Origin of the sequence: Citrobacter enshiensis (assembly GCF_029338175.1) — a bacterium.
In the GTDB taxonomy this organism is placed as follows: domain Bacteria; phylum Pseudomonadota; class Gammaproteobacteria; order Enterobacterales; family Enterobacteriaceae; genus Citrobacter_D; species Citrobacter_D enshiensis.
In genome coordinates, this window is the sequence record NZ_CP119862.1 from 3,996,551 (window position 1) to 4,019,599 (window position 23,049).

20 protein-coding genes are annotated in these 23,049 nt (G+C 54.1%); 3 read left to right on the top strand and 17 right to left on the bottom strand.

Annotated features, from left to right (window positions below; genetic code table 11):
• Positions 1 to 30: 30 nt before the first annotated feature.
• Positions 31 to 1,074, bottom strand: a complete 1,044-nt coding sequence (locus P2W74_RS19025; protein ID WP_276292831.1) for a GMP reductase — start codon at positions 1,072 to 1,074, stop codon at positions 31 to 33.
• Positions 1,075 to 1,300: 226 nt separating this feature from the next.
• On the opposite strand from P2W74_RS19025, the gene coaE reads away from it, so the two are divergent.
• Genes coaE through yacG form a run of 3 tightly spaced genes read left to right on the top strand, consistent with a single transcriptional unit; the run spans position 1,301 to position 2,881 of the window.
• Positions 1,301 to 1,921 carry a dephospho-CoA kinase gene (coaE, locus tag P2W74_RS19030; RefSeq protein ID WP_276292832.1) on the top strand — a complete coding sequence of 207 codons (621 nt, stop codon included), beginning with the start codon at positions 1,301 to 1,303 and terminating at the stop codon, positions 1,919 to 1,921.
• Positions 1,921 to 2,664, top strand: a complete 744-nt coding sequence (gene zapD / locus P2W74_RS19035) for a cell division protein ZapD (protein WP_276292833.1) — start codon at positions 1,921 to 1,923, stop codon at positions 2,662 to 2,664. Before coaE ends, zapD begins: the two co-directional genes overlap by 1 nt.
• A 22-nt stretch (positions 2,665 to 2,686) precedes the next feature.
• A complete protein-coding gene (yacG, locus tag P2W74_RS19040; RefSeq protein WP_276292834.1) occupies positions 2,687 to 2,881 on the top strand; it encodes a DNA gyrase inhibitor YacG in 195 nt (64 codons plus the stop codon).
• 83 nt (positions 2,882 to 2,964) lie between these two features.
• Here yacG and mutT read toward each other — a convergent pair whose 3' ends face one another.
• From mutT to ftsI, 16 genes are all read right to left on the bottom strand, one after another.
• Positions 2,965 to 3,357, bottom strand: coding sequence for an 8-oxo-dGTP diphosphatase MutT (gene mutT / locus P2W74_RS19045; RefSeq protein WP_276292835.1), 393 nt, complete (start codon positions 3,355 to 3,357; stop codon positions 2,965 to 2,967).
• Positions 3,358 to 3,416: 59 nt separating this feature from the next.
• On the bottom strand, positions 3,417 to 6,122 hold the full coding sequence (secA, locus tag P2W74_RS19050; RefSeq protein WP_276292836.1) for a preprotein translocase subunit SecA: 2,706 nt from the start codon (positions 6,120 to 6,122) through the stop codon (positions 3,417 to 3,419).
• Positions 6,123 to 6,187: 65 nt separating this feature from the next.
• A complete protein-coding gene (secM, locus tag P2W74_RS19055; RefSeq protein ID WP_276292837.1) occupies positions 6,188 to 6,694 on the bottom strand; it encodes a secA translation cis-regulator SecM in 507 nt (168 codons plus the stop codon).
• Between the two features lie 282 nt (positions 6,695 to 6,976).
• Positions 6,977 to 7,894, bottom strand: a complete 918-nt coding sequence (lpxC, locus tag P2W74_RS19060) for a UDP-3-O-acyl-N-acetylglucosamine deacetylase (RefSeq protein WP_164563127.1) — start codon at positions 7,892 to 7,894, stop codon at positions 6,977 to 6,979.
• A 100-nt stretch (positions 7,895 to 7,994) separates the two neighbouring features.
• A complete protein-coding gene (ftsZ, locus tag P2W74_RS19065; protein WP_003018753.1) occupies positions 7,995 to 9,146 on the bottom strand; it encodes a cell division protein FtsZ in 1,152 nt (383 codons plus the stop codon).
• A gap of 61 nt (positions 9,147 to 9,207) precedes the next feature.
• A complete protein-coding gene (ftsA, locus tag P2W74_RS19070; protein ID WP_003018755.1) occupies positions 9,208 to 10,470 on the bottom strand; it encodes a cell division protein FtsA in 1,263 nt (420 codons plus the stop codon).
• On the bottom strand, positions 10,467 to 11,297 hold the full coding sequence (gene ftsQ / locus P2W74_RS19075; RefSeq protein WP_276292838.1) for a cell division protein FtsQ: 831 nt from the start codon (positions 11,295 to 11,297) through the stop codon (positions 10,467 to 10,469). Before ftsQ ends, ftsA begins: the two co-directional genes overlap by 4 nt.
• 1 nt (position 11,298) lies before the next feature.
• Positions 11,299 to 12,219, bottom strand: a complete 921-nt coding sequence (locus P2W74_RS19080) for a D-alanine--D-alanine ligase (protein ID WP_276292839.1) — start codon at positions 12,217 to 12,219, stop codon at positions 11,299 to 11,301.
• A complete protein-coding gene (gene murC, locus P2W74_RS19085; protein ID WP_276292840.1) occupies positions 12,212 to 13,687 on the bottom strand; it encodes a UDP-N-acetylmuramate--L-alanine ligase in 1,476 nt (491 codons plus the stop codon). The genes P2W74_RS19080 and murC overlap by 8 nt, the downstream gene beginning before the upstream one ends.
• A gap of 53 nt (positions 13,688 to 13,740) precedes the next feature.
• Positions 13,741 to 14,808, bottom strand: a complete 1,068-nt coding sequence (gene murG, locus P2W74_RS19090; protein ID WP_276292841.1) for an undecaprenyldiphospho-muramoylpentapeptide beta-N-acetylglucosaminyltransferase — start codon at positions 14,806 to 14,808, stop codon at positions 13,741 to 13,743.
• Positions 14,805 to 16,049 carry a cell division protein FtsW gene (ftsW, locus tag P2W74_RS19095; protein WP_276292842.1) on the bottom strand — a complete coding sequence of 415 codons (1,245 nt, stop codon included), beginning with the start codon at positions 16,047 to 16,049 and terminating at the stop codon, positions 14,805 to 14,807. The genes murG and ftsW overlap by 4 nt, the downstream gene beginning before the upstream one ends.
• Complete coding sequence (gene murD / locus P2W74_RS19100; RefSeq protein WP_276292843.1) at positions 16,049 to 17,365, bottom strand: UDP-N-acetylmuramoyl-L-alanine--D-glutamate ligase; 1,317 nt, start codon at positions 17,363 to 17,365, stop codon at positions 16,049 to 16,051. Before murD ends, ftsW begins: the two co-directional genes overlap by 1 nt.
• A gap of 2 nt (positions 17,366 to 17,367) precedes the next feature.
• A complete protein-coding gene (gene mraY / locus P2W74_RS19105; protein WP_203358930.1) occupies positions 17,368 to 18,450 on the bottom strand; it encodes a phospho-N-acetylmuramoyl-pentapeptide-transferase in 1,083 nt (360 codons plus the stop codon).
• The gene (murF, locus tag P2W74_RS19110; RefSeq protein ID WP_276292844.1) at positions 18,444 to 19,802 is read right to left on the bottom strand and encodes a UDP-N-acetylmuramoyl-tripeptide--D-alanyl-D-alanine ligase; all 1,359 of its coding nucleotides are present in this window, start codon (positions 19,800 to 19,802) and stop codon (positions 18,444 to 18,446) included. The genes mraY and murF overlap by 7 nt, the downstream gene beginning before the upstream one ends.
• Positions 19,799 to 21,286 (bottom strand): UDP-N-acetylmuramoyl-L-alanyl-D-glutamate--2,6-diaminopimelate ligase, encoded by a 1,488-nt coding sequence (gene murE / locus P2W74_RS19115; protein ID WP_276292845.1) that lies wholly within the window; start codon positions 21,284 to 21,286, stop codon positions 19,799 to 19,801. The genes murF and murE overlap by 4 nt, the downstream gene beginning before the upstream one ends.
• Entirely contained in the window at positions 21,273 to 23,039 is a 1,767-nt protein-coding gene (gene ftsI / locus P2W74_RS19120) for a peptidoglycan glycosyltransferase FtsI (protein ID WP_276292846.1), read from the bottom strand. The genes murE and ftsI overlap by 14 nt, the downstream gene beginning before the upstream one ends.
• Between the last annotated feature and the right edge of the window lie 10 nt (positions 23,040 to 23,049).

A 23,049-nucleotide genomic window follows, 5' to 3' on the forward strand; every position in this document is an offset into this window, starting at 1 on the left:
TGGCGCTGCATGCAGCGCCAGCACAGGCGATTACAGGCTATTGAAAACGCGGTTTTCTTGTTCCTGAACGCGAATAAAGGTGGTGCGCTTGGTCAGTTCTTTCAGACGGGATGCCCCAACATAAGTACAGGCTGAACGTAAACCGCCAAGGATATCACGCGCGGTGTTTTCAACCGGGCCACGCAGCGGCAGCTTAACGGTTTTACCCTCTGCGGCACGGTATTGCGCAACGCCACCTACGTGGCGAGTCATTGCAGACTCTGAGCTCATACCGTAGAACAGCATGAACTTCTCGCCGTTCTCTTCAACAACTCTCCCGCCGCTTTCTTCATGACCCGCCAGCATTCCGCCCAGCATCACAAAGTCCGCGCCGCCGCCAAAGGCTTTGGCAACATCGCCTGGCATCGTACAACCGCCATCGCTGACAATCATGCCGCCCAGACCATGTGCCGCATCGGCACATTCAATCACAGCGGAAAGCTGCGGATAGCCCACGCCGGTTTTCACTCGGGTTGTACACACAGAACCAGGACCAATCCCGACCTTCACGATATCCGCGCCGGAAAGAACCAGTTCTTCACACATTTCACCGGTGACCACATTACCTGCACAGATGGTTTTTGTTGGCCATGCTTCACGCGCTTTCGCCACAAACTGCACGAAGTGTTCAGAGTAACCGTTTGCCACATCAATACAGATAAAGTTCAGCGCCGGGTTCAGCGCCAGAATCTGATTCGTTTTTTCAAAATCAGCGTCAGAAGTCCCGGTAGAGACCATCACGTGCTTAATGACATCTGCAGATGCTTCACTGACAAACGCGCTCCAGTCTGCAACGGAGTAGTGCTTGTGAACAGCAGTCAGAATACCGAAAGAGGCCAAAGCGGCAGCCATCGAAAATGTGCCAACGGTGTCCATATTCGCAGCAATAACCGGGACGCCAGACCAGGTCTGACCTGAGTGTTTAAAGGTAAATTCACGTTCCAGTTCAACATCGGAACGACTTTTGAGAGTAGAACGCTTAGGGCGGATAAGAACGTCTTTGAAACCTAACTTCAGATCTTCTTCGATACGCATGTGCGGATTCCTGGGGTTAATGGCTATGAGAATGAGAGCACAACTCCAGTGACGCTATCATACGCACTAATCATGGCTTCGCAAGACTGCGAAATTCTCTTTTTTTACGCTACAATCCCATAAATTTACCTGGCGAACAGTGGGCAACCCCCATGACAGCCTCGCCTTCGCATGTTTAACTTTTAACCATTTGATTATCAAACTCAATTTCCCGGGATCAAATTATATGAGGTATACGGTAGCCTTAACGGGCGGCATCGGCAGTGGTAAAAGCACCGTTGCAAATGCATTTGCTGACCTCGGAATAAACGTGATTGATGCAGATATTATTGCCCGCCAGGTGGTTGAACCCGGCCAACCCGCCCTTAACGCGATTGCCGAACATTTTGGTTCAGACGTTATCGCTGCGGACGGTTCGTTGCAGCGGCGAGTTTTGCGCGAACGCATATTTGCCGCCCCAGAAGAGAAGTCCTGGCTAAATGGCCTGTTGCACCCGCTCATCCAGCAGGAAACTCAGCGGCAATTTCAGCAAACCACGTCGCCTTACGTGCTTTGGGTGGTACCGCTGCTGGTTGAGAACGCGCTGTACAAAAAGGCCGATCGCGTGCTCGTGGTCGATGTCTCCCCGGAGACACAGCGCCTTAGAACCATGCAACGCGATAATGTGACGCGTGAGCATGTTGAACAGATTTTGGCTGCCCAGGCGACGCGTGAAGCGCGTCTTGCCGTGGCGGACGATGTTATTGATAATAACGGCGCACCGGATGCCATTGCATCGGATGTCGCACGCCTGCACGCGCGCTATTTGCAACTTGCGTCGCAGTTTGTCTCACAGGAAAAACCGTAATGCACACCCAGGTCCTTTTTGAACACCCTCTCAATGAGAAGATGCGTACATGGCTGCGCATTGAATTTCTGATTCAACAACTTTCCATCAAACTCCCTATTGCAGATCATGCAGGGGCACTGCATTTCTTCCGCAATATCGGCGACTTGCTGGATGTGTTTGAGCGTGGTGAAGTGCGTACAGAACTTCTCAAAGAACTTGAGCGCCAGCAGCGTAAGCTTAAGGCCTGGATGGAAGTGCCTGGTGTTGATCAAAGTCGAATCGATGCCCTTCGCCAACAATTAAAAACGGCTGGCAGCATTTTGATTTCAGCGCCGCGAATTGGCCAGGAACTGCGTGAAGATCGTCTTGTCGCCCTGGTACGCCAACGCCTGAGCATTCCAGGCGGCTGCTGCAGTTTTGACCTGCCAACGCTGCACATCTGGCTGCATCTTCCGCAATCGCAACGCGATGCCCAGGTTGAAACATGGCTTACAAGCCTGAATCCACTCAATCAGGCGTTGACGTTGATCCTGGATCTGATCCGTAACTCCGCGCCTTTCCGTAAACAAACCAGCCTGAATGGTTTCTATCAGGATAACGGTGATGATGCGGATCTGTTGCGTCTGCAACTGACGCTGGACTCACAGCTTTATCCGCAAATTTCAGGGCACAAGAGCCGTTTTGCGATCCGTTTTATGCCGCTGGACAGTGAAAATGGCCTGGTTCCTGAACGCCTGGACTTTGAGCTGGCATGTTGTTAAGAAGTGAGTTTAAGGAGCGAAAATGTCTGAACAAACCATCGTAAACTGCCCAACCTGCGGTAAAAATGTTGTCTGGAGCGAAGCCAGTCCATTTCGTCCGTTCTGTTCCAAACGCTGTCAGTTGATCGATTTAGGTGAATGGGCCGCCGAAGAAAAACGCATTCCCAGTTCTGGCGATCTGTCAGAGAGTGATGACTGGAGCGAAGAACAGCAGTAGTTCTACTGCTGATCCGGGCGGCCAGGCGCAGCGCCCCCGCCATTCTTTGCCGGATGGCGGCAGCGCTTTATCCGGCCTACGAACTACATATTCTGCTTTAACTTCGTAATAACAGGTTCATTTGCTGGCGGAAAATCTTTCGCATCCAGCTCGCTCTGAGCAATCCACTGACCGGGTTGTCCTTCCCTTCCCCACGGCTCCCCTTCCCAGCTTTCGACCAGCCAGAACCAGAGGGTGATATGCCGATCCGGGAACTGGTATTCCAGCGTATCAAATAACGTCGCACCTTGAGGCGTAATGCCTACCTCTTCCTGTAGTTCGCGAATCAGCGCCTGTTCCGGCGTTTCACCCAATTCAATTTTCCCACCAGGAAATTCCAGCTTATTTGCCATATGGGCATCTGCGGCGCGTTGAGTAATGAAGATCTCCCCCGCGTCGTTGCGAATAATGCCCACCGCGATTTGCAGTATTTTCATATTATCTCGTCCATAAAAAAGGCGCAGATATCTGCGCCTTTACCATTTTTATTCAGACCTTAGCTCAGACGACCATGGCACTGTTTGTATTTTTTACCGGAACCGCAAGGACATGGATCATTACGACCCACTTTGCGATCGCCCGTTTGCGCAGCCAACTCTTCTGCCACAGCGGAATCATCACCTTTATGGCTCAGCTGTTGCATTTGCGCCAAACGTTCAGCTTCTTCACGACGCTGCTGTTCCATGGCTTCAACTTCTTCCGGCATGCGAACCTGAACTTTGCTCAGCGTACTGATCACTTCGTATTTCAGTGACTCCAGCATAGAGGCAAACATGGCGAAAGATTCACGTTTATATTCCTGCTTCGGATCTTTCTGCGCATAGCCACGCAGGTGGATACCCTGACGCAAGTAATCCATCGCCGCCAGGTGCTCTTTCCACAGCGAATCGAGTGTTTGCAGCATAACGCCCTTCTCGAAGTGGCGCATCATTTCTGCACCGACCACCTCTTCTTTACGCTGATAAACATCGATAGCATGCGCCAGGATACGTTCACGCAGCGTTTCTTCGTGCAGTTCAGGTTCTTTATCCAGCCACTCTGAAATCGGCATGTCGAGATCAAAATCGTTTTTCAGGCGTTCCTGCAGCCCTGGAACATCCCACATCTCTTCCAGCGACTGCGGCGGAATATAGGCATCGATGGTGACTTTGAACACATCTTCGCGGATGCTGTTGATGGTTTCGCTTACGTCACTCACATCCAGCAGTTCATTACGCTGGCTGTAGATAGCGCGACGCTGATCGTTCGCCACATCATCATATTCCAGCAGCTGCTTACGAATATCGAAGTTACGGCTTTCCACTTTACGCTGGGCGTTAGCAATCGCTTTAGTTACCCACGGGTGCTCAATGGCTTCGCCCGGTTTCATGCCGAGTTTACGCATCATGCCTGAAACACGGTCAGAGGCGAAGATACGCATCAGCGCATCTTCCATCGACAGATAGAAACGAGAAGAACCGGCGTCGCCCTGACGACCAGAACGGCCACGAAGCTGGTTATCGATACGACGAGATTCGTGACGTTCGGTACCAATGATGTGTAAACCGCCCGATGCCAGCACCGCATCATGACGCACCTGCCAGTCTGTTTTAATCTGCGCAATCTGTTCCGGCGTTGGATTTTCCAGCTCAGCCACTTCAGCCTGCCAGCTACCACCCAGCACGATATCGGTACCACGACCCGCCATGTTGGTCGCGATGGTCACTGCAGCCGGGTAACCCGCCTGTGCAACGATCGCCGCTTCGTTGGCATGGAATTTGGCGTTCAGAACGTTATGTTTGATACCCGCTTTAACCAGCTCATTAGAAACCACTTCGGATTTCTCGATGGAGATAGTACCGACCAGCACCGGCTGACCATTCGCAGTACGCTCTTTGATATCTTCAATGATCGCCTGAATTTTTTCCGCTTCCGTCATGTAGACCAGGTCTGGCATGTCTTTACGGATCATCGGGCGGTTGGTCGGAACCACAACGGTATCCAGCTTGTAGATAGAGCTGAATTCAAACGCTTCGGTATCTGCTGTACCGGTCATACCGGCCAGTTTCTCGTACAGACGGAAGTAGTTCTGGAAAGTGATGGAGGCCAGCGTCTGGTTTTCGTTCTGGATATCCACGCCTTCTTTCGCTTCAACGGCCTGGTGTAAACCGTCAGACCAGCGACGTCCCTGCATGGTACGCCCGGTGTGTTCGTCAACGATGATAACTTCACCGTCTTTCACGATGTAGTCTACATCGCGGGTAAACAGCACGTGCGCACGCAGCGCGGCGGTTACGTGGTGCATCAGCATAATGTTGCCCGGAGAGTACAGCGACTCACCTTCGTCCATGATGCCTTCGTTCACCAGCAGTTCTTCAATCAGTACCAGACCACGTTCGGTCAGGTTCACCTGACGGGCTTTCTCATCGACGGAGAAATGGCCTTCACCCTGGAAGGTGTCGGAGTCTTCTTTCTCCTGACGTACCAGACGCGGAATGATTTTGTTCACTTTCTTATACATTTCCGAGCTGTCTTCAGCCGGACCAGAAATGATAAGCGGCGTACGTGCTTCATCGATCAGGATGGAGTCCACCTCATCCACCAGCGCATAGTACAGTTTACGCTGAACGCGTTCTTCAGGGCTGAACGCCATGTTGTCGCGCAGGTAGTCAAAGCCGTATTCGTTGTTGGTACCGTAAGTGATGTCCGCCGCGTACGCTTCACGTTTTGCAGGAGCAGGCAGGCCAGACATGTTGATGCCGACGCTCATGCCGAGGAATTCAAACAGTGGACGGTTGTTTTCGGCGTCACGCTGCGCCAGATAGTCGTTGACGGTAACGACGTGAACGCCTTTGCCCGTCAGCGCATTCAGGTACGCAGGCAGCGTTGCGGTCAGTGTTTTACCTTCACCGGTACGCATTTCTGCGATGCAGCGATCGTTAAGGACCATACCGCCGAGCAACTGAACGTCGAAGTGGCGCATACCGAAGACGCGCTTACTGGCTTCACGGACAACAGCAAAGGCTTCCGGAATCAGGCTTTCCAGGCTTTCACCTTTCTCCAGACGAGCACGGAACTCTGCTGTTTTCGCTTTCAATTCGTCATCGGAGAGTTTTTCCATCTCCGGTTCCATGGCATTAATCACGCCGACCGCTTTGCGCATGCGACGCAACGTACGATCGTTACGACTACCGAATACTTTCGTTAATAATTTGATTAGCATAATAATAAAATCTCAAACGCCCCGCGAAGCGGAGTCATAATAATGTGTTAAAGGTTTTTTTGTTGTTAACTGAGGCGTTGAGGGCCGGCACGTATTCCTTGCGCCTGGCTAATCCAGACAGACACGCTAAATGCGGCCTGAGGTGTAAAATGGGCGTACGTCAGATGGCGCACGATCGCAGGCGGTTGGCCTTCCTGCGTCAGCATGGCGCTGAGCGTATTCAGTAAAGCAAGATGATGCGCCTGAAGCGGTAACGGTTCTTCAGCAACGGGCAGCGCTTGTGGCGCCATTGCGAAGGAAAGATGGCGAATAACCGTTCGAATCGCATGCTGATGCCAGTAATCGACGGTAAAATTCGGGCGACGGTTGGTTGCTTCCAGCAACGCAAGCTGGCTAAAGTTTACCTTCGCAGATTGATCGTGGTTGCTGGCTGTCGCTTTTGCTGGCGTATTAGGCTCGGCAGCGTTACTGAGAGCGGGCAGACCAAAGCTCGCCGCGACCATCCCCAATAAGAGATGCGGCCAGAAGTACCGTCTGCCTAACTGTCGCCAGCGCGTCAGTATTCCACTCACGTCATTGCCACCTTAAAAGCTCGATCGTCGGGTTTATGCTTTCTAAACGTTATTTTTGCGCACAAATCTTATCACTAATACCGCTGTACTACAGCAGGAATGACAAAAAGCTAAGGGTAAAAATGCTTAAGAAAGCAGCGAACGCGCTGCATTTCGATTCAGCAACACATAAAAAATCGCATCAGGAAAAATGACGGGCACGTGACAAAAAAAAACGACTGGCTTACCTGGCCGGAGAGAGTGCCAGATTAACCAGTCGAATTTATGCGACAGGGTGTGTCGTTATGCCAGTACAGTCGAAGGCGCTTTGAAAGCCAACGGCAGTTCTGCGTCGTCCTGGAAGGTCACAAATTCCCAGGCTTCCTGTTTAGCCAGGACTGCCTGCAGCAGTTTGTTATTCAGCGCATGACCGGATTTATACGCGGTAAATGCACCGATAATGTTGTGACCACACATGAACAAGTCACCGATAGCATCAAGCATTTTGTGACGAACAAATTCATCTTCAAAACGCAGGCCGTCTTCGTTCAATACGCGATAATCGTCAACAACGATGGCACAATCGAAGCTGCCGCCCAGGCACAAACCACGGGACTGCAGATATTCGATATCACGCATGAAGCCGAAAGTACGCGCACGGCTGATCTGGCGCATGAACGCATCCGCAGAGAAGTTCATCGCATAGCGCTGTGTACTGGAGTCGATCGCCGGATGGTTAAAGTCGATGGTGAAATCCAACGTAAAACCATTGTACGGCTTGAACTCAGCCCACTTGTCGCCATCTTCGACACGAACAGTCTCTTTGATGCGTACAAATTTCTTCGCGCTACTCAGTTCTTCGATACCCGCATCAAGCAGCAGGTAGACGAACGGGGCAGCACTGCCATCCATGATCGGGATTTCCGGAGCATTGACTTCGATAACAATGTTATCGATGCCCAGGCCCGCCAGAGCAGCGTTAAGGTGCTCAACGGTTGAAATCCGTACATCATGCTCATTAACCAGACACGTACAGAGCATGGTATCACGCACAGATTTGGCATCGGCCGGGAAATCTACCGGTGGATTCAAGTCGGTGCGACGATAGATGACCCCGGTGTTGGCCGGCGCAGGTCGTAATGTCAGGGTGACTTTTTTGCCGGTATGTAAACCGACGCCAGTCGCCTGAACGATACGTTTAAGTGTCCTTTGTTTGATCATCGTATAATCTCGCCAAATTACCTATCCAACCGAAGTGTACTATACATTCGGCGGGCCAGTTTAGCACAAAGAGCCACGATACCCAAATTCCAGCTAATTCTTAGTCAGCTTGCTTGCGCAGGAACGCAGGGATATCGAGATAATCCGGCTCTTTAGTGGTTTGCGGCGTGTTGTCGTTAACCACTTTAGCAACTGGTTTTTGCTCTTGCGTCAACGGCGCCATGCCGTGCTGCTGGTAGCGATCCATCACTGGCTGCTGCACCTGCTTGTTGGTGACCAGGGTGATTTCCGGACGTTTGTCCATACCAATTCCAGTGGCAACAACGGTGACGCGCAGTTCGTCATTCATATCCGGGTCAAGAGACGTACCGATAACCACGGTTGCGTTATCCGAGGCAAATGCACGGATAGTGTTACCCACGGTTTCAAACTCATCCAGACGCAGATCGAAGCCCGCCGTGATGTTGACCAGTACGCCGCGAGCGCCAGACAGGTCGATATCTTCCAGCAGCGGAGAAGAGATAGCCATTTCAGCCGCTTCTTCCGCACGGTCTTCACCGCTCGCCACGCCGGAGCCCATCATCGCATAGCCCATTTCGGACATCACGGTGCGCACGTCGGCAAAGTCGACGTTCATCAGGCCAGGACGGGTGATCAGCTCTGCGATACCCTGTACCGCGCCTTTCAGCACGTCGTTTGCTGCGCCAAATGCGTCCAGCAGGGAGATACCGCGTCCCAGCACTTTCAGCAGTTTGTCGTTCGGGATAGTGATCAGAGAGTCCACATGTTTGGACAGCTCGGTGATACCCTGCTCCGCGAATGCCATGCGCTTCTTGCCTTCAAAGTTGAAAGGCTTAGTCACGACAGCGACGGTCAGAATACCTAAATCTTTTGCGACTTCAGCAACCACTGGCGCTGCACCAGTACCGGTACCGCCACCCATGCCTGCTGCGATAAACACCATGTCTGCCCCGTCAAGCGCTGCACGCAGTGCTTCACGATCTTCGTCAGCCGCATTGCGACCCACTTCCGGGTTTGCGCCCGCCCCCAGACCTTTAGTAATACCGCTACCGATCTGAATGGTCTGGCCAACAGCAGTTTTACGCAACGCCTGAGCGTCGGTATTGACTGCGAAGAATTCAACACCTTCAATGCGCTCGCGCACCATGTGTTCAACGGCATTACCGCCGCCGCCACCGACGCCGATGACTTTAATCACCGCGTCGTTGGTCAGTTCCATAGGTTCAAACATAGTTTCTCTCCGTTTTGTGCCTGTCGCCTGAGACCGTTAATCTTCTCCGGTCTCATAAAAATTAAAACTCTTTTCGCAGCCAGCTATTAAGTCGCTTGATCCACGAGCCAACTGAAGCCGTAACACGTTTTTCTACTTCTGCTTCACCACTCAAATGGGACTCTTTCCCGTAGTGAAGCAACCCCACCGCCGTTGAGTAATACGGCTCCTGAGCATAATCCGTCAGCCCGGTGATATTCAGCGGCGCACCAATACGTACCTGCGTATGGAACACGCGCTGGGCGCAGGCTGCAAGGCCTTCAATTTGCGCCGCACCACCGGTTAAGACAATCCCCGCCGCCAGATGATGTTTCACACCCTGCTGGCGAAGCTGTTCTTGTAATTGCAGTATCTCTTCGTTGACCAGATTGAGCAGTTCGGTATACCGCGGCTCAATGACCTCTGCGAGCGTCTGACGCTGCAGACTGCGCGGCGGTCGACCGCCCACGCTGGGTACTTCCACGCTCTCGTCTTTCCCAACGATGGAGCCTAACGCACACCCGTGGCGCACTTTAATGGCTTCGGCGTCGCTCGGCGGCGTACCAAAGGCATAGGCGATATCACTGGTCACTACGTTTCCTGCGTAAGGGATCACTTTGGTATGGCGCAACGCCCCGCCAGTATAAACGGCGATATCCATTGTACCACCACCAATATCCACTACGCAGACGCCCAGTTCACGTTCATCTTCCGTCAACACGGAATAACTGGCCGCCAGTCCGGCAAATATCAATTGGTCAACTTTCAGGCCACAACGTTCCACGGCTTTGACAATGTTTTTCGCCATATCGTTGTGACACGTAATCAAATGCACTTTTGCCTGCATACGCACGCCGGAAAGACCGACAGGATTTTTGATGCCTTCCTGGTAGTCAATCGCGTACTCTTGCGGAATAACGTGCAGAACACGATGTTCGTCACGAACACGTACCGACTTTGCGGTATGAACCACGTTTTCCACATCTTCCTGCGTCACTTCCTCTTCGGAGATCGGCACCATGCCGATTTCATTCTGACAGCTAATATGCTTCCCAGAAAGCGCCAGATACACCGAGGAGATCTGGCAATCCGCCATCAGTTCAGCCTGGTCAATGGCGCGCTGTACGCACTTTACCACTGACTCAAGGTCGTTCACTCCGCCTTTATCCATACCGCGCGACGGGCAACTGCCCACGCCAATGATATTGACCATACCATCGGGCAGAACTTCCCCTACTAAAGCGGCAACCTTCGCGGTGCCAATCTCCAGTCCAACTACCAGTTTTCTGTCCGTCGCCTTGATCATTGTTGTTCTGCCTGTGCCTGATTCTGTTGCTGATTAGATTCCTCAGGAGGTAAGGGAACCCACCCTACTGCCGCCCCCGAGTCATAACGCAAATCAACGTAGCTAATCCGTTTGCCATCGGTTTGCGCCTGCTGCTGTAAAACCGGATAAAGTTCTACAAAGCGAGCCAAACGTTTCATGGTGTCGCCCCGACCCAGATTGAGCTTAATATCGTTATTCAGCGTCAACTGCCAGGAACGACGTGCGGTCATTGCCGCTTCCTTCAGGGTGAATCTATCCTTAGCCAGCACCTGCCCCATTTCACGGTACCCTTGCAACACTTCACTCGCGCTGCCTTCCGGGCCGTATAACATGGGTAAAACCTGCTTGCTGGTCCGATCGGTGGGTACGCTGAAGGCATTACCTTCCACATCCACCATATGTTGATCATTCCAACGCGCAATCGGCACATATTCAACCAGATGAATCTTCAATTCATCAGGCCACTGTTTTCTGACACTGGCCTGTTTAATCCACGGCAAACGTTCAATCTGACTCTGAATGATGTTCACGTCCTGGGTCATAAAGGTGCCAGGCGACCCGAGAGCCAGAATTGACTGCCGGATATCATCATTGCGCGTGTAATGCCGCTCGCCGGTCAGCACCAGTTTCGACAAGGGCAAACGCTGCGCGTCTTCCATCCAGCCCAACACCACCCAGCCGCTGACAAACACGGTGCACAACACTGTCAGCAGGAAAAGAATACCTGCAAGACGCGTTCCATTACTGCGGCGTGAAGATGAGAGTTCTTCTTCACTGTTTCGCGTGTTCAGCGCAGCCTGCGACATATCAGTCCGCCAACTCCAGAATTCGTACCACCAACTGCGAGAAGCTCATGCCCGCCTGACGTGCCGCCATAGGCACCAGACTGTGGCTGGTCATACCCGGAGAGGTATTGGCTTCCAGCAGATAAAACTGGTCATCGCTGTCCTTCATGACATCGATACGACCCCAACCTTTGCAGCCCAGCGCGGTCCACGCTTTCAGGACTAATGCCTGTAACGCGGCCTCTTGCTCCACTTCCAGACCAGCAGGGCAGAAATATTGTGTCTCATCAGACAGATACTTCGCCTCATAATCATAGAAGGTTCCAGCGGGTTGGATACGAATTGACGGTAAAATTTCTTCACCGAGCATCGCTACCGTAAATTCTGGACCGCTGAGCCATTTTTCAATCAATACTTCTTCATCATGATGAAAAGCCAATGCTAATGCGCTTTGCAAAGCATTTTGTTCTTCAACTTTCGACATTCCCACGCTGGAACCTTCACGGCTCGGCTTCACAATCAGCGGTAAACCCAGCGCAGAAATTTGCGTCATGACGTCATCGCTAGGCCCTTTTTCGAACTCAGCGCGCGTTAAAGCCACCCACGGCGCGACCGGTAATCCAGCCCCTTGCCACAGTAATTTGCTGCGCAGTTTATCCATTGAAATGGCAGATGCCATCACGCCACTGCCGGTGTACGGCAGGCCGATCAGATCCAGCATCCCCTGCAAAGTGCCATCTTCACCACCGCGCCCGTGCAACGCAATGAACACCTTCTGAAAACCCATCGATTTCAGAAGGGTGATGTCAACCTCTTGCGGATCCACCGGATGCGCATCCACGCCGCCCTCGCGCAACCCAGCCAACACGGCGGCGCCGGAGTTCAGCGAAACTTCACGTTCAGCGGAGGTTCCCCCCAACAAGACCGCAATCTTATCAGCCATGTTGTTCTTCCTCCCGAGTTTGCGGCTTCAGTTTGATTTCAGCTAAGGAACGTGCGATTTTGCCGATATTTCCCGCACCCTGCACCAGAATCAAATCATTGCCGGTTAATACCGGTGCCAGCATTTCCGCCACCTGAGCAGGGTCGGATACCAGAATCGGGTCAATCTTGCCGCGTCCACGAATGGTACGGCACAGTGAGCGGCTATCCGCGCCAGGGATCGGGGCCTCTCCCGCCGCATAAACATCCAGCATCAGTAGCGTATCGACCTGGGTCAATACGTTGGCGAAGTCATCGTACAGATCGCGCGTACGTGTGAAACGGTGCGGCTGGAACAACATAACCAGATTTTTCTCCGGCCAGCCAGCCCGAGCGGCTTTGATGGTCGCGTCAACTTCCGTTGGATGATGGCCGTAATCATCGACCAGCATGGCCGTACCGGTTTTACCGTTTACCGGCTCAAGCGGAAACTCACCAAGAACATCAAAACGGCGTCCGGTTCCCTGGAAGCTCTCCAGCGCACGCAGGATTGCCTCGTCTTCAATGTCTTCTTCCGTTGCCACCGCTACGGCAGCCGCCGCATTCAGCGCATTATGACGACCTGGGGCATTCAACGTCACGCGCAGCGCAGGTTTGTCCTGGCGCAGTAGCGTGAAGTGCCCCTGCGGGCCAATCTGCTGATAGTCTTCAATACGCACATCCGCGTCATCGCTAAAACCGTAGGTCGTGGTCTGACGCCCCACACGCGGCAGCAGCTCACGGATCACCGGGTCGTCAACGCACATCACTGCACGACCATAAAACGGCAAATTGTGCAGAAAATTAATGAACGTCTGCTTTAAATTTTCGAAGTCGCCCTGGTAGGTATCCATATGGTCAGCTTCGATGTTGGTGACAATCGCCACCATTGGCTGCAGGTGCAGGAACGACGCATCGCTCTCGTCTGCTTCAGCAATCAGATAACGGCTATGGCCAAGACGCGCATGCACGCCCGCCGCTTTGACCAGACCACCGTTCACAAAGGTCGGATCCAGTCCCGCTTCGGCATAAATACTGGAAACCATTGCCGTGGTTGTGGTTTTGCCATGCGTCCCGGCAATGGCGATACCGTGACGAAAACGCATTAATTCCGCCAGCATCTCTGCACGGCGAATCACCGGAATGCGCGCTTCATGTGCGGCGACAATCTCCGGGTTATCCGCCGAAATAGCGCTGGAAACTACCACCACACTCGCATCACGGACGTTCTCCGGGCGATGGTTGAAAAAGATAGTGGCGCCAAGACTCGTTAACTGTTGCGTAACTGGATTCGGTGCCAAATCGGAACCACTGATCTGATACCCTTCATTGGCCAAAACCTCGGCAATACCGCCCATACCAGCACCGCCGATGCCGACAAAGTGAATGTGCCGAACGCGACGCATTTCGGGCACGATGGAACGCAGTTTTGCCAATTGTTGTGTATTCATTCTTTACGCCATTAACTTCAAAATTTCATGCGATGCAAAAGGCACCGCCACAATTACACCCGGGCAGCCCGGTTCACTTCATTTGCGACACGTTCTGTGGCATCAGGAATCGATGCCGCGCGAGCACGCTCTGCCATGGTGAGTAAAGTTTCTCGCGACCACCCGGAAAGGGTGCTGGCGACGGCATCCACGGTAAACTGTGGCTGCTCAAGAATTTTTGCTGCACCTGCTTTTTCCAGCGGCAGCGCATTCCAGTACTGTTGCCTGTCTTTATGCTGGAACGGGACAAACAGCGCGGGTAAACCCGCGGCGGCAATCTCGCTCACGGTTAATGCGCCCGAACGACAAACCACCACATCCGCCCACGCATAAGCGTCAGCCATGTCGTCAATAAATTCCGTCACCTTATGCTGCGGTTGCCCCGCCTGTGCATAAGCGTGTTCAACCGTTTGCTGCGCGCCTTTACCGCTCTGATGCCAGATCGTTACCGCATCGCCAAGTTTGGCGGCAACCTGCGGTAGCGTCTGGTTCAGGACGCGAGCGCCCTGAGAGCCGCCAACCACCAGCAGACGAACCGGGCCTTCACGCCCCGCCAGACGCTCCTGCGGCAGCGGCAGCGCCAGCACGTCCGTACGCACCGGATTACCCACGACTTCCGCGTTCGGGAAGGCGCCAGGAAAAGCCTGCATAACCGTGGTCGCGATCTTCGCCAACCATTTATTGGTCAAACCGGCGATGCCGTTTTGCTCATGCAGGACCACCGGGATCCCTAAAGACCAGGCGGCAAGACCGCCGGGACCTGAAACATAGCCACCCATGCCCAGCACCACGTCGGGTTTGAACTGTTTCATGATGGCGCGCGCCTGACGCCAGGCGTTAAAAATACGCAGCGGGGCGGCAAGTAATGCCTTGATCCCTTTGCCACGCAAACCGGAGATACGAATGAAGTCAATCTCAATGCCATGTTTTGGCACTAAATCCGCTTCCATACGATCGGCGGTGCCCAGCCAGCGAACCTGCCAGCCCTGGGCCATTAAATGGTGAGCAACGGCCAATCCCGGGAACACATGCCCGCCGGTACCACCTGCCATCACCATTAACCGCTTCGGTTGACCACTCATCGTGAACCTCGTGTAAACGCCTGCGCTTTTTCCAGACGCGTTTCATAATCAATACGTAACAAAAACATGATGGCTGTCGACATAATCAACAAACTCGAACCACCGTAGCTGATCAGCGGCAGCGTCAGACCTTTGGTCGGCAGCATACCGGCAGCCGCGCCAACGTTGACAAGTGCCTGGAAACTAAACCAGATACCGATCGAACAGGCGAGAAAACCGGAAAAACGGTGGTCAATTTCCAGCGCTTTACGCCCGATCGACATCGCACGAAAAGCGACGAAGAATACCATTAAAAGCGCCAATACCACACCGATATAACCCAGTTCTTCCCCAATAATGGCGAAGATAAAGTCGGTATGCGCCTCCGGCAAGTACTCCAGTTTTTGGACCGAATTTCCCAGTCCTTGCCCCCAGACTTCACCGCGACCAAATGCCATCAACGATTGCGTCAACTGGTAACCACTGCCAAAGGGATCTTCCCATGGGTTCCAGAAAGAGGTCACACGGCGAATACGATAAGGCTCGGCGAGGATCAGCAGAACAACCGCCGATATCCCCATCCCGATGATGGCAATGAACTGCCACAGTTTCGCCCCGGCAAGAAACAGCATTGCCAGCGTGGTCACAAATAACACCACCACCGTACCGAGGTCGGGCTGCGCCAGCAAAAGCACCGCCAGCACCAGGATCACGCCCATCGGTTTTAAGAAGCCGCGCAGGTTATTACGTACCTCGTCGACCTTACGCACCAGGTAGTTTGCGAGGTAGCAGAACAGCGACAGCTTGGTGAATTCCGCAGGCTGAATACGCAGCGGTCCCAGCGCAATCCAACGCGATGCCCCGTTAACGGAACTCCCCACCACCAGTACGATCAGCAGCATGATGATTGACGCAATCAGCATCGTGGTGCTGTACTTTTGCCAGAACTCCATCGGCAAACGCAGCGTGATCATCCCCAGGCAAAATGCCAGGAAGATATACAGCGCATCACGCTTGGCAAACAGGAACGGATCGTTTGCCAGTCTTTGCCCCACGGGCATCGACGCTGACGTCACCATCACGAAACCGATAGCCGCAAGCCCCAGGGTCAACCACAACAACATGCGGTCGTACATAATCAGGCTGTCCGCGTCTTTGTCACGCGAAGCCATCACCCAGCCCTTAAGCGCAGCAAAGCCCCCAGCCAGGAGTCCAAATCCTGGCAGGCGCGGCATTCTCAGGCGAGGGAGAGAAAAACGCATCAACCCAACTCCTTCGCCAGGCGGGTAAATTCATCACCCCGCTGCTCAAAATTCTTGAACTGATCGAGGCTGGCGCAGGCTGGCGACAAGAGCACCATATCACCCGGCTTCACGCGCGGAGCAATCAAACGCATCGCCTCTTCCATCGTTTCCGTCTGTTCACCCACTTCCGGACGCAGTGCCGCCAGCTGCGCACCGTCGCGGCCAAAGCAGTACAGACGAACACGATCGCCGTTCAAATAACGCCCCAGCGAAGAGAAATCCGCTGATTTACCATCTCCACCGAGCAGCAGATGCAGCGTGCCATCGACATGTAGCCCCTTCAACGCCGCTTCGGTACTGCCTACATTGGTCGCTTTAGAATCGTTGATCCAGCGAACGCCGTTATGCTCCAGCGCCAGTTGGAAGCGATGAGCAAGACCGGTAAACGTCGTCAACGCTTTCAGGCTGCTGGCACGCGGTAATCCTGCTGCGTCCGCCAGCGCCAGCGCCGCCAACGCGTTGGTGTAGTTATGCTGACCGGAAAGCTTCATCTCCTTCACGTTCAGTATTTTTTCGCCTTTGACCCGCAGCCAGGTTTCGCCCTGCTGACGGTTAAGGTGATAGTCACCCATATTGACGCCAAAACTCACGCAGCGCTCATCCGCGCCGCGTACCGGCATGGTTAGCGCATCATCTGCATTGACCACGCACACTTTCGCATTCTCGTACACGCGCAGTTTCGCCGCGCGATACTGTTGAAGACCAAATGGATATCGGTCCATATGATCTTCCGTGACGTTCAAAATTGTTGCGGCAACGGCCTGCAGGCTGGACGTGGTTTCCAGTTGGAAACTGGACAGTTCAAGCACATAGAGTTCACGATCGTCATCCAGCAGCATCAGAGCCGGAAGGCCGATATTGCCGCCCACGCCGACGTTAACGCCCGCCGCTTTCGCCATTTCGCCGACCAGCGTCGTTACCGTACTTTTACCGTTCGACCCGGTGATAGCGACAATGGGAGCCTGCGCTTCGCGACAGAACAGCTCAATGTCACCCACAATTTCAATGCCCGCATCGGCGGCGGCACGTAATGAGGGGTGCGCAAGGGCAATACCAGGGCTGGCAACCACCAGATCGGCGGCTAACAGCCACTCGTCGTTCAGGCTGCCAACGTGATGTTCAACCGCTTCAGGCAATTTTTCCAGTCCCGGCGGCGTTGCGCGGGTATCCATCACGCGCGGCGTCACGCCACGCGCCAGGAAAAAGTCCACGCAAGAAAGTCCGGTTAGACCCAGACCAATGATGACGACGTTTTTACCCTGGTAATCAGCCATGATTAACGTACCTTCAGCGTTGCCAGGCCAATCAGCACCAGCATCAGCGAAATAATCCAGAAGCGCACAATAACGCGCGGCTCCGGCCAGCCTTTCAGTTCATAGTGATGGTGAATCGGCGCCATGCGGAAAATACGCTGTCCGCGCAGCTTAAAGGAACCGACCTGCAGGATGACCGACAGAGTTTCCACCACGAACACCCCACCCATAATCACCAGCAGGAATTCCTGGCGCAGCAGCACGGCGATAATCCCGAGCGCGCCGCCCAATGCCAGTGAACCGACGTCACCCATAAAGACCTGTGCCGGATAGGTGTTAAACCACAGAAAGCCTAACCCCGCGCCGACAATCGCCGTACAGACAATCACCAGTTCACCGGCATGGCGTAAATAGGGAATGTGCAGGTAGCTGGCGAAGTTCATGTTACCGCTCGCCCACGCCACCAGCGCAAAACCGGCCGCAACAAACACGGTCGGCATAATCGCCAGGCCATCAAGACCATCGGTCAGGTTAACCGCATTACCCGTACCTACAATCACGAAGTACGCCAGCAGAACGTAGAACAGCCCCAGCTGAGGCATCACGTCTTTAAAGAACGGCACCACCAGTTGAGTGGCTGGCGTATCTTTGCCCGCCAGATAGAGGGCAAACGCCACGCCTAATGCAATGACGGACATCCAGAAATACTTCCAGCGCGCAATCAGGCCTTTCGTGTCTTTGCGGACCACTTTGCGATAGTCATCGACGAACCCAATAATGCCGTAGCCAACCAGCACGACCAATACACACCAGACATACGGGTTAGACGGGTAAGCCCACAGCAGCACAGAAACGACAATCGCTGTCAGGATCATAATGCCGCCCATGGTCGGCGTACCGCGCTTGCTGAAGTGCGACTCCGGACCGTCGTTACGCACAACCTGGCCAAACGACAATTTTTGTAAACGGGCAATCATGCGCGGGCCCATCCACAAAGAGATGAACAGCGCGGTCAGCAGGCTGACGATGGCACGAAACGTCAGATACGAAAAGACGTTAAAGCCGGAATAATATTTGACCAAATGTTCGGCCAGCCAAACTAACATGTCCCATTCTCCTGTAATGCGCGTACTACCTCTTCCATGGCGGCACTACGTGAACCTTTCACTAAAACAGTCATTGTCTGATGCTCTGCAACCAGCGCCTTAAGACGCGTCACCAACGCAGATTTGTCAGCAAAATGTTCGCCGACGCCGCTGGCGTTACTGATGGCCTGGCTCAGTTTCCCTGTACTCAATACACAATCGATATCTGCCGCTTTCGCCGCCTCACCAACCTGCACATGGCACGCTTCGCTTTCCGCTCCCAGTTCCGCCATATCGCCAACCACCAACACACGGAAGCCCGGCATTTCAGAAAGGACCTGTACGGCGGCGGTCATCGACCCCACATTGGCGTTGTAGGAGTCATCAAGCAGCAGTTGGTTTTCTGCCAGTTGGATAGGGAACAAACGGCCAGGTACGGCCGTTAAATTAGCCAGACCCGCTTTGATAGCCTCGAGCGGCGCACCAACCGCCATCGACAGCGCGCTGGCAGCGAGCGCGTTAGCGATGTTGTGGCGACCGGGTAACGGCAGCAGCACATCAATGCTGCCCATCGGCGTTTGCAGAGAAAACGTCGTGCCGTGCATCGTCACGTGGATATTGGTTGCCGTAAAATCACTGTTGGCGGCATTGGGCGAAAAACGCCAGATAGTGCGATCGCCAATGATGCTCTGCCAGTTCAGCCAGTCGTTGTTATCGGCATTCATGATGGCAATGCCGTTTTCCTGCAGACCGGTAAAGATTTCGCCTTTGGCTTTCGCCACGCCCGCCAGCGAGCCGAACCCTTCCAGGTGCGCCGCAGCGAGATTGTTCACCAGTGCCGCTTCCGGACGCGTCAGGCCGACGGTCCAGGCAATTTCACCCTGGTGGTTAGCGCCTAATTCAATCACCGCATAGTCATAATCATGATTCAGACGTAGCAGCGTCATCGGCACGCCGATGTCGTTATTAAGATTGCCGGCGGTGTATAAGGTGTTTCCGCACTGGCTCAGAATGGCCGCAGTCATCTCTTTAACCGATGTTTTACCGGATGAACCGGTTAACGCCACCACGCGAGCCGGAACCTGTGCGCGTACCCACGCCGCCAGTTCGCCAAACGCCAGACGCGTGTCTTTGACAATCAGTTGTGGGAGGGAGATATCCAGCGGACGGCTGACCAGCAGCGCCCCCGCCCCACCTGCTTTCGCTTTATCGGCAAAATCGTGGGCGTCGAAGCGTTCGCCTTTCAGCGCCACAAACAGGCAGCCCGGCGTCAGTTTACGCGTATCGGTCGTTACCGCGTCCAGCGTCAAATCGGCACCTTGCAACTCGCCGTGCAGAATCTCAGCCAGTTGGCTGAGCGTTACGTTAATCATGCGATAACCCCCAGCAGGCGCGCGGCGGTCACACGGTCGGAATAGTCGAGACGCTGGGAGCCGACGATCTGATAATCTTCATGACCCTTACCCGCGATCAGTACAACGTCGTCTTCTTTCGCCTGCATAATGGCGTTGGTGACGGCTTCGGCACGGCCTTCCATCACCTTCGCATGCCCGGCATCCAGCATTCCGGCAAGAATGTCGTTGATAATGGCGCGCGGTTCTTCGGTACGCGGGTTGTCGTCCGTCACCACCGCCACATCAGCAAATTGCTCAGCAATCGCGCCCATTAACGGACGTTTGCCTTTATCGCGATCGCCGCCGCAACCGAAGACGCACCACAGTTTGCCTGCGCAATGCAGGCGTGCCGCTTCGAGCGCTTTTTCCAGCGCGTCCGGCGTATGGGCGTAGTCAACAACGACGGTCGGTTTACCCGGCGCACTGAAGACTTCCATGCGGCCGCAAACGGGCTGCAGGCGGGAGGCTGTTTTCAGCAGTTCTGCCAACGGATAACCCAACGCCAGCAGCGTAGCCAGCGCCAGCAGAAGGTTGCTGACGTTAAACGCGCCCATCAGGCGGCTTTCAATCTCGCCTTCGCCCCAGCTGGAAGCAAAGCGAATGGTCGCTCCGCTGTCGTGGTAATTCACCTCAACGGCTTTCAACCAACGGCCATGGCAGTTGGGATTAATACGGTCTTCCATCGAAACGGCAACCGCGTCCGGCAGTTTCGCCAGCCAGCGACGACCCGCGTCATCATCAGCATTAACAATCGCCTGACCGCAGTGATGCGTGGAGTACAGCAGCCATTTCGCCGCTTCGTAATGCTCCATGTCACCGTGATAGTCGAGGTGGTCGCGGCTTAAATTTGTAAAGACTGACGCCGCAAATTTCAGCGCAGCGACGCGGTGTTGCACCAGGCCGTGAGAAGAAACTTCCATCGCGCCGAGTGTCGCGCCCTGCTCAACCAGTCCCGCCAGCACATGCTGGACATCCACCGCTGAACCGGTGGTATTTTCCGTCGGGATCACTTTGCCCAGCAGACCATTACCTACCGTACCCATCACTGCGCTGGTTTCGCCGAGCAATTGGCTCCATTGCGCCAGCAGTTGGGTGGTCGTGGTTTTACCGTTCGTGCCGGTCACGCCCACCAGACGCATTCTTTCAGAGGGTTCGTGATAGAAGCGGCCAGCCAGTGCAGATAAACGCTCGTTGAGCTGGCTAAGATAGATGACCGGAACGCCGTGCATTTCACGGATCTCACCGTCGGTCGCCTCATCTTTTGCCTCTGCAATAATGGCAGCCACACCTTGCGCTATCGCCTGCGGGATATATCGACGCCCGTCCGCCTGATGACCTTTTACTGCCACAAAGAGATCGCCCGATGCAGCCACACGGCTGTCGAGTGTCATCTCCCGCAGTGCTCGCTCCGGTGCGCCCGGCACCCATGGAGCAAGAAGGTCGCGCAAATTACGATCTGCCACCTGTTCCCTCGCCTTGATTAATTACGAATTCACTTTTCTCGCCCGTTGCCAATGCGTCCGGTTCGATGTTCATGGTGCGCAGTACGCCGCCCATGATGGCACCAAAGACCGGCGCGGAAACGGCGCCGCCGTAGTATTTACCCGCCTGCGGATCGTTGATAACAACAACCAGCGCAAAGCGCGGCTGACTCGCAGGCGCAACGCCTGCGGTATACGCAATGTATTTATTGATATAGCGCCCGTCCGGCCCGACTTTTTTTGCCGTACCGGTTTTAATGGCGATGCGATAACCTTTGATCGCGGCCTTCACGCCGCCGCCGCCCGGTAACGCCACGCTTTCCATCATATGCACGACGGTACGAACGGTAGATTCCGGGAAGATACGCTCGCCCGGAACGGGCGGGTCAACTTTGGTAATTGACAGCGGGCGATAGACGCCGTAGCTGCCAATCGTTGCATAGACTCGCGCTAACTGTAACGGCGTTACCATTAGCCCATAGCCGAAAGAGAAGGTGGCCCTCTCTATGTCAGACCACCGTTGTTTTTGAGGATATAAGCCACTGCGTTCTCCGACCAACCCCAAATTGGTCGCTTTTCCCAGCCCAAAACGTGAGTAAGTATCTACTAACGCTGAGGACGGCATCGCTAACGCCAGCTTAGAAACACCGACGTTACTCGACTTCTGTAAAACCCCGGTCAGGGTCAGTTCGCTGTAACGCGCCACGTCTTTGATTTCGTGACCGTTAATTCGGTAGGGAATGGTGTTGAGTACAGTATTTTCACGCACGACGCCGCGTTGTAGCGCGGTCATCACCACCATCGGTTTGACGGTTGAACCTGGCTCAAACACGTCGGTAATGGTACGGTTACGCATGACATCTTTCTGCGTACCGGTCAGGTTGTTCGGGTTATAAGACGGGCTGTTCGCCATCGCCAGCACTTCGCCAGTGCTCACATCCACCAGCACGGCGCTGCCCGACTCCGCCTTGTTAAAGGCGACGGCGTTATTCAGTTCGCGATACACCAGCGCCTGTAAGCGTTCATCAATGCTCAACGCCAGGTTATGCGCCGCCTGGCTGTCGGTAGAAGAGATATCCTCAATGACGCGACCATAGCGATCTTTACGCACAACACGTTCGCCCGGCTGACCCGTAAGCCACTTATCAAAGCTCTTTTCAACGCCTTCAATACCCTGACTGTCGACGTTGGTAAAACCAATGAGGTGAGCGGTCACTTCTCCGGAAGGATAGTAACGGCGGGATTCTTCACGCAGATGAATACCAGGAAGCTTCAGCTTTTTGATGTAATCGCCAAGATCCGGGTTTACCTGACGCGCCAGATAAATAAAGCGGCCTCTTGGATTCGCGTTAACCCGCGCCGCCAGCTGATCGAGCGGCATTTTCAGCGCATCAGCCAGCGCTTTCCAGCGATTATCCAGCGTAATGCCGCCGGCATCATGCAGTTCTTTCGGATCGGCCCAAATCGCTTTTACCGGGACGCTCACGGCCAGCGGACGACCAGAGCGATCGGTGATCATCCCGCGTGATGTCGAGACTTCCTGCACACGCAGAGAACGCATGTCCCCCTGGCGCACCAGCATATCCGGAGCGATGATTTGCAGCCAGGCCACACGCCCCAGCAGAAAACACAGTGCCAGTAAAATGCAGCCGCACAGCAACGCAAAACGCCAACTGATAAAGTTGGCCTGTTCTTCCTGACGTTTTGGTTTGAGCGTTTTTGCCGCTGCTTTCATGCGTCGCGTT

What these genes read in the sequence shown, in the direction of transcription:
- murC (WP_276292840.1), bottom strand. Translation starts at nt 13,687, where the DNA reads ATGAATACACAACAATTGGCAAAACTGCGTTCCATCGTGCCCGAAATG.
- zapD (WP_276292833.1), top strand. Translation starts at nt 1,921, where the DNA reads ATGCACACCCAGGTCCTTTTTGAACACCCTCTCAATGAGAAGATGCGT.
- ftsI (WP_276292846.1), bottom strand. Translation starts at nt 23,039, where the DNA reads ATGAAAGCAGCGGCAAAAACGCTCAAACCAAAACGTCAGGAAGAACAG.
- P2W74_RS19080 (WP_276292839.1), bottom strand. Translation starts at nt 12,219, where the DNA reads ATGGCTGATAAGATTGCGGTCTTGTTGGGGGGAACCTCCGCTGAACGT.
- yacG (WP_276292834.1), top strand. Translation starts at nt 2,687, where the DNA reads ATGTCTGAACAAACCATCGTAAACTGCCCAACCTGCGGTAAAAATGTT.
- lpxC (WP_164563127.1), bottom strand. Translation starts at nt 7,894, where the DNA reads ATGATCAAACAAAGGACACTTAAACGTATCGTTCAGGCGACTGGCGTC.
- murD (WP_276292843.1), bottom strand. Translation starts at nt 17,365, where the DNA reads ATGGCTGATTACCAGGGTAAAAACGTCGTCATCATTGGTCTGGGTCTA.
- murG (WP_276292841.1), bottom strand. Translation starts at nt 14,808, where the DNA reads ATGAGTGGTCAACCGAAGCGGTTAATGGTGATGGCAGGTGGTACCGGC.
- mutT (WP_276292835.1), bottom strand. Translation starts at nt 3,357, where the DNA reads ATGAAAATACTGCAAATCGCGGTGGGCATTATTCGCAACGACGCGGGG.
- murF (WP_276292844.1), bottom strand. Translation starts at nt 19,802, where the DNA reads ATGATTAACGTAACGCTCAGCCAACTGGCTGAGATTCTGCACGGCGAG.
- ftsQ (WP_276292838.1), bottom strand. Translation starts at nt 11,297, where the DNA reads ATGTCGCAGGCTGCGCTGAACACGCGAAACAGTGAAGAAGAACTCTCA.
- secA (WP_276292836.1), bottom strand. Translation starts at nt 6,122, where the DNA reads ATGCTAATCAAATTATTAACGAAAGTATTCGGTAGTCGTAACGATCGT.
- mraY (WP_203358930.1), bottom strand. Translation starts at nt 18,450, where the DNA reads ATGTTAGTTTGGCTGGCCGAACATTTGGTCAAATATTATTCCGGCTTT.
- ftsA (WP_003018755.1), bottom strand. Translation starts at nt 10,470, where the DNA reads ATGATCAAGGCGACGGACAGAAAACTGGTAGTTGGACTGGAGATTGGC.
- coaE (WP_276292832.1), top strand. Translation starts at nt 1,301, where the DNA reads ATGAGGTATACGGTAGCCTTAACGGGCGGCATCGGCAGTGGTAAAAGC.
- ftsW (WP_276292842.1), bottom strand. Translation starts at nt 16,049, where the DNA reads ATGCGTTTTTCTCTCCCTCGCCTGAGAATGCCGCGCCTGCCAGGATTT.
- ftsZ (WP_003018753.1), bottom strand. Translation starts at nt 9,146, where the DNA reads ATGTTTGAACCTATGGAACTGACCAACGACGCGGTGATTAAAGTCATC.
- P2W74_RS19025 (WP_276292831.1), bottom strand. Translation starts at nt 1,074, where the DNA reads ATGCGTATCGAAGAAGATCTGAAGTTAGGTTTCAAAGACGTTCTTATC.